We start from the raw sequence: 6,000 nt of genomic DNA on the forward strand, positions 1-6,000 counted from the left end.
TGCCTCATCTCCACGCTTAAAGCGCCGGCTTGCGCAAATCGTTGTCGATCCACCGGCGGAACGTGGCTCGGTTCCGCCGATGGAGGCATGGGCATGCAACCGCCTGCTTCACAGCAAGACCCAGTTACGGCATCAACACCTTGTCGACCACATGGATCACGCCATTGCTCTGCATGACATCGGCAATGGTGACGTTGGCGGTGTTGCCCTTGGCATCGGTGATGGTGACCTTCTTGCCGTTGAGCTTGGCGGTCAGTGCCTCGCCCTGCACGGTGGTCAGCGTCGCGCTCCCACCACCGGCCTTGATCTTGGCGATCAACGAGGCAGCGTCGACCTTGCCCGGTACCACGTGGTAGGTCAGCACCTTGGTCAGCGTGGGCTTGGATTCGGGCTTGAGCAGGGTGTCCACCGTGCCGGCCGGCAGTGCGGCGAATGCGGCATTGGTCGGGGCAAAGACGGTGAACGGGCCCGGCCCCTTCAGCGTGTCGACCAAGCCGGCGGCCTTGACCGCGGCGACCAGGGTGGTGTGGTCCTTGGAGTTGACGGCATTGTCGACAATGTCCTTGGTCACCAGCATCGGCGCACCGCCCACGGTCGGGTTCGATGCGGCGTAGGCGGGCGCCATTGCGCTGGTCAGGGCGATGGCAGTGGCGACGGCAAGCGACTGGAATGAGGTCTTCATGAGGCATCGATCCTTTGGGTAGGCGACTGCCCGGTTGGCAATCGTGTGCTCAGATACGCGGGTGGATGCAGCGCGGATGCATCACGCCGTCTTTACACAGGCGTGCGCGATACAGCGTTCAGGGCACGCTCCTGCGCGCGACGTCGCACTTGCGCCATGTAGCCTCGCGCCAACGGCGGCCATCCTTGTTGGGGGCGGATGCAGATCATGGTGTTGAAGTCGCTGTCCGGCATCCGCATTCGCGGGCGACATGGCGCACCGAATCACGCACAAGGTCTTAGATGCATGAAGCGGGAAATTCGACTCACGCACAAAGCTCGTGGATGCATGACGCGGAAAATCGACGGCACGCGTTTTCGCGGGCCCACATCGAGGTGGTCGATGCCGACGATGCCGACAATGGCGGCGCAGGCAATCACCCGGTGCACTTCACGCTCGTGGAAAATGCCAGCGGCAGGACGGTGGGCCAGCAGATGGTCGATGCGCAGTGGCCGTATGCCTTCAGGCAGAAGCCCAGGGTGGTCAAGGTGAGGGGGAGTCACCTTGCTTCCAGGCTGACACTGCAGGAAGCAACCTCCATCGTCGCGGTCGAGACCACGCGGCAATCGACGCTGCATGCGAAGGAGCACGTTCGCCACGCCTGATCGCGTTTTCGCCGGTGAGCTGCCTGCAAGGCGGCTAACGCAGCAACTGCGCTCTTTCGCAGGCGGTGTGCGTGGTCGGCAGTGTTGCCGTTGCTGGCGTTGCAGCGGCCGACCATCGGGTCAGGCCGTGGGCCTGGGCAGGGCACTGCCGCACCATCGGGCCGGCGTCCATCCGCTGGCGTATCCAACGGCGCCAGCGCCATACGGATGGGCAACCGCGTGGCATCGACACGGGCGCATGGCAGCTCTGCCGCAGCCTGTGGCGCGCCAGTCAGGGGGCACAGAGGTTTCATCGCCGGGTGCAAACCGGTATGTTTCCGTTGGCACGTGGTGGTGCGTTGCACTCTGCGATGCCGCACGCGCACTGTTTTTTCTTCCGGGTTTTCCATGCATTCGATCGATGTCGTCCTCGCCATGTTGCTGGCGGTCGCGGCCAGCGGTTATCTGATCCGCATCCTGCCGTTCTCCTTGCCCCTGCCGTTGGTCCAGATTGCGCTTGGCGCGGTGGTCTCGGGTGTGTTCGATGCCGGGCATGAGCTGGAACCGGAGCTGTTCTTCCTGCTGTTCCTGCCGCCGCTGCTGTTTCTGGATGGCTGGCGCATTCCCAAACAAGGCCTGTTCCGCGACAAGGCCGCCATCCTCGAGCTGGCGCTGGGGCTGGTGGTGTTCACCGTGGTCGGCGCGGGCCTGCTGATCCATTGGCTGATCCCGGCGATGCCGCTGGCGGTGGCCTTCGCGCTGGCGGCGATCATCTCGCCGACCGATCCGGTGGCGGTGTCCTCGATCGCCTCCAAGGTGCCGATCCCCAAGCGGCTGATGCACATCCTGGAAGGCGAGTCGCTGCTCAACGATGCCTCCGGGCTGGTGTGCTTCCAGTTTGCGGTGGCCGCGGTGCTGACCGGCAGCTTCTCGATCGCCACCGCCTCGCTGACCTTCCTGTGGGTGGCCTTGGCCGGGCTGGCGCTGGGCGTGGCCACCACCTTCGGCCTGAGCCGCATCCAGGCCTGGATCTGGCGCCACTTCGGCGAGGAGCCGGGTTCGGCGATCCTGGTCAATCTGCTGACCCCGTTCGCGGCCTATCTGCTGGCCGAGGCCTTCCATGCCTCCGGCATCCTGGCCGCAGTGGCGGCCGGCGTCACCATGAGCTACGTGGAAATGGCCGGCAACGCGCCGGGCAACATGCGGCTGCAGCGTTCGGCGGTGTGGGACACGGTGCAGTTCACCTTCAACGGCATCATCTTCGTGCTGCTGGGCGAGCAGTTGCCGGGCATCCTGGACGGGGCGGTGCGCAGCGTGCAGGAAGCCGGGCACCTCAATCCGTGGTGGCTGGCGGTGTACGTGGCCACCATCAGCGCCAGCCTGATGGCGCTGCGCTTCGTATGGGTCTTCCTGTCGCTGCGCTGGAACATCTTCAAGGCGCAGTGGCGCGGCGAGCAGCATGTCAGCCCGCCGTGGCGCATCGTGGTGGCGGTCTCGCTGGCTGGCGTGCGCGGTGCGATCACCCTGGCCGGCGTGCTCACGCTGCCGTTGATGCTGGAAGATGGCTCGCCGTTTCCTGCGCGCCAGCTGGCGATCTTCCTGGCCGCCTCGGTGATCCTGGTGTCGTTGCTGGTGGCCAGCGTGGCCTTGCCGCGGCTGCTGCGCGGGCTGGAGCTGCCCGAAGAGGAAGACGAACAGCTCAAGGAAGACCTGGCGGTGAAGGCCGCCTCGCAGGCCGCGCTGGAAGCGGTGGAAAAACTGCGCCAGCGCCTGGTGGAGGACAGCCGGCATGCCGAGCGCTACAACGCCGCCGCCAACCAGGTCAGCCAGCGCTATCAACGCAAGCTCGGCGCGGTGGACATGGCCGAGACCGATCCGGAAGAGGCCGGTGCCTACGAACAGGCGCTGCGCCAGTTCCGCCATGCCGCGCTGGTGGCCGAGCGCAACGAGTTGTTCAAGCTGGCCAGGCGCCGCGAGATTTCCGATGACCTGTCGCGCCGGCTGGTGCGCAACCTGGATCTGATCGAGTCGCGCAAGCGCGCTTGAGCGCGCGGGAATCGGGATTCGGGAATAGGGAATCGCAAAAGCCAGGGCAATGGCCACGGCCATCGTAGGAGCGCACCAGGGCGCGACCGGGCTGTCCCGACACACGTCCAGGCGTGCCGGCTCGGGAATCGGAAATCGCAGCGGCCAGGACGATGACTACGGCTGCGCTAGGAGCGCACCCGGGCGCGAGAGGCGTTCTCTGGACAGCCCCGTCGCGCTCAGGTGCGCTCCTACGACACCGCGCGCGCCACAAGGATGTAAGCATCGCAGCCCTTGAGCCGACGCAATGCGCAACCTGCCGGTCTTATCCGTGTGCAGCGGGCACCAGGCACCAGGCAAACCACGGGTCGGGAGACACCATCCCACCAGACCCCCTCCCATCGTCACGGCGCGCGGCCTACCCTGTGGCGCTTATCGTTGCCATGCACAGCCCATGACTTCCATCGTTTCCATCCAGGGATTGAGCAAGACCTACGCCGGCGGTTTCCAGGCGCTCAAGCAGGTGGATCTGGACATCCAGCGCGGCGAGATCTTCGCGCTGCTAGGTCCCAACGGCGCCGGCAAGACCACGCTGATCAGCATCATCTGCGGGCTGATCAACCCCAGCACCGGCACCGTGCTGGCCGACGGCCACGACATCGTGCGCGACTACCGGGCCGCGCGTGCCAGCATCGGCCTGGTGCCGCAGGAGCTGGCCACCGACGCGTTCGAAACCGTGTGGGCCACCGTGCGCTTCAGCCGCGGCCTGTTCGGCAAGCCGGCCAATGCGGCGTATCTGGAAACGGTGCTGCGCGAACTTTCGCTGTGGGACAAGCGCCACAACAAGATTTCCACGCTGTCCGGCGGCATGAAGCGGCGTGTGCTGATCGCCAAGGCGCTGGCGCACGAGCCGCGCATCCTGTTCCTGGACGAGCCCACCGCCGGCGTGGACGTGGAGTTGCGTCACGACATGTGGCAGATGGTGCGGCGGCTGCGCGAGCAGGGCACCACGGTGATCCTGACCACCCATTACATCGAGGAAGCCGAAGACATGGCCGACCGGGTCGGGGTGATCAACCGCGGCGAGCTGGTGCTGGTGGAAGACAAGCACACGCTGATGCGCAAGCTCGGCAAGAAGCAGCTCACGCTGAGCCTGCAGGCGCCGCTGCAGGCCATCCCGACTGCGCTGGGCGATCTGCCGCTGGAACTGGCGGCCGACGGCAACAGCCTGGTCTACACCTTCGACACCCAGGCCGAGCAGACCGGCATCGGCGCATTGCTGCGCCGGCTCAACGAGCAGGGCATCGACTTCAAGGATCTGCATTCCAGCGAGAGCTCGCTGGAGGAGATCTTCGTCAACCTGGTGCATGGCGCCCGCAACGTGGAGGTGCACGCATGAACCGGCATGCGATCGCGGCGATCTACCGCTTCGAAATGGCGCGCGCCTTCCGCACGCTGACCCAGTCGATCGCCTCGCCGGTGTTGTCGACCTCGCTGTATTTCGTGGTGTTCGGCGCGGCGATCGGTTCGCGCATGGGCGACATCGACGGCATCAGCTACGGCGCCTTCATCATCCCCGGGCTGGTGATGCTGTCGCTGCTCAACGAGAGCATTTCCAATGCCTCGTTCGGCATCTACATGCCGCGCTGGGCCGGCACCATCTACGAGGTGCTGTCGGCGCCGGTGGCCTGGTGGGAGATCGTGATCGGCTATGTGGGCGCGGCGGCGACCAAGTCGGTGTTGCTCGGCTTGCTGATCCTGCTCACCGCGCGGCTGTTCGTGCCTTACCAGATTGCCCATCCGCTGTGGATGCTGGGCTTTCTGGTGCTCACCGCACTGACCTTCAGCCTGTTCGGTTTCATCATCGGCATCTGGGCCGACGGCTTCGAGAAACTGCAGGTGATCCCGCTGATGGTGGTGACGCCGCTGACCTTCCTGGGCGGCAGTTTCTACTCGATCAACATGCTGCCGCCGCTATGGCAGAAGGTCACCTTGTTCAATCCGGTGGTGTACCTGATCAGCGGGTTCCGCTGGAGTTTCTACGGCAAGGCCGACGTGCACATCGCAGTGAGCACCGGCATGACCTTCCTGTTCCTGCTGGTGTGCCTGGGCGTGGTGGCGGCAATCTTCCGCAGCGGTTACCGGCTCAAGGCCTGAGAGGTGGATGCAGTGGTTTGGTCGGCCGCATCCTGGTGGATGCCGTCGGACGTCCAGGTCAAACGCGTCGGAAGTCCAGATCAAACGCGGAGTGGGTCGAGTGCGCGGTGTCCTCGCCGCTCGCGGGACACGCCGTAAACCCATCCATGTAGGCTCGGTGGCGGCATCCATGCCGCCACACGGTCCCGCAACCGGTGAGGACACCGCACCAGAAACTCTGCTGGTTGTTTGAAAGCCATGAACACCGACCATCGCGACTGGTCCTTGCCCGCCCACCGTCGCGGGCTCTTACGCGGCATGGATGCCGCGTAAGAGCCTGCATGGACGTACTTGCGACATGTACCGCGATGGCGGGCGGGCAAGGACCCTGCAGCCAAGTCGCAGATCAGCTGCGAATGCGCCAATCATCGCTGCTACACGAACGTCCTTGCAGCGTGTCCCGCGAGGGTGGGCGGGCAGGGGCCCCGCAGCAAACTCTCCGCCCGGCAGCTCTGCAATAGAACAGCGTGAGGT

Annotated in this window: 5 protein-coding genes; 4 read left to right on the forward strand and 1 reads right to left on the reverse strand. The window is 65.3% G+C overall.

What is annotated here, in order from left to right; all coding sequences use genetic code 11:
• Nucleotides 1–124 precede the first annotated feature (124 nt).
• Nucleotides 125–682: a fasciclin domain-containing protein gene (locus EO139_RS19540; protein WP_164739931.1), complete on the reverse strand. Its 558-nt coding sequence runs from the start codon at nucleotides 680–682 to the stop codon at nucleotides 125–127.
• A 323-nt stretch (nucleotides 683–1,005) separates the two neighbouring features.
• On the opposite strand from EO139_RS19540, the gene EO139_RS19545 reads away from it, so the two are divergent.
• The 4 genes from EO139_RS19545 to EO139_RS19560 all read left to right on the forward strand — a co-directional run bounded on the left by EO139_RS19545 (nucleotide 1,006) and on the right by EO139_RS19560 (nucleotide 5,487).
• Nucleotides 1,006–1,326 (forward strand): hypothetical protein, encoded by a 321-nt coding sequence (locus EO139_RS19545; RefSeq protein WP_206515168.1) that lies wholly within the window; start codon nucleotides 1,006–1,008, stop codon nucleotides 1,324–1,326.
• A 387-nt stretch (nucleotides 1,327–1,713) separates the two neighbouring features.
• A complete protein-coding gene (locus EO139_RS19550) occupies nucleotides 1,714–3,351 on the forward strand; it encodes a Na+/H+ antiporter (RefSeq protein WP_104583208.1) in 1,638 nt (545 codons plus the stop codon).
• A 433-nt stretch (nucleotides 3,352–3,784) separates the two neighbouring features.
• Nucleotides 3,785–4,729: an ABC transporter ATP-binding protein gene (locus EO139_RS19555; protein WP_126972070.1), complete on the forward strand. Its 945-nt coding sequence runs from the start codon at nucleotides 3,785–3,787 to the stop codon at nucleotides 4,727–4,729.
• A complete protein-coding gene (locus EO139_RS19560) occupies nucleotides 4,726–5,487 on the forward strand; it encodes an ABC transporter permease (RefSeq protein WP_104535170.1) in 762 nt (253 codons plus the stop codon). The genes EO139_RS19555 and EO139_RS19560 overlap by 4 nt, the downstream gene beginning before the upstream one ends.
• Nucleotides 5,488–6,000 lie beyond the last annotated feature (513 nt).

It is taken from the genome of Xanthomonas sp. BRIP62411 (assembly GCF_003993525.1).
Classification (GTDB): domain Bacteria; phylum Pseudomonadota; class Gammaproteobacteria; order Xanthomonadales; family Xanthomonadaceae; genus Xanthomonas; species Xanthomonas euroxanthea.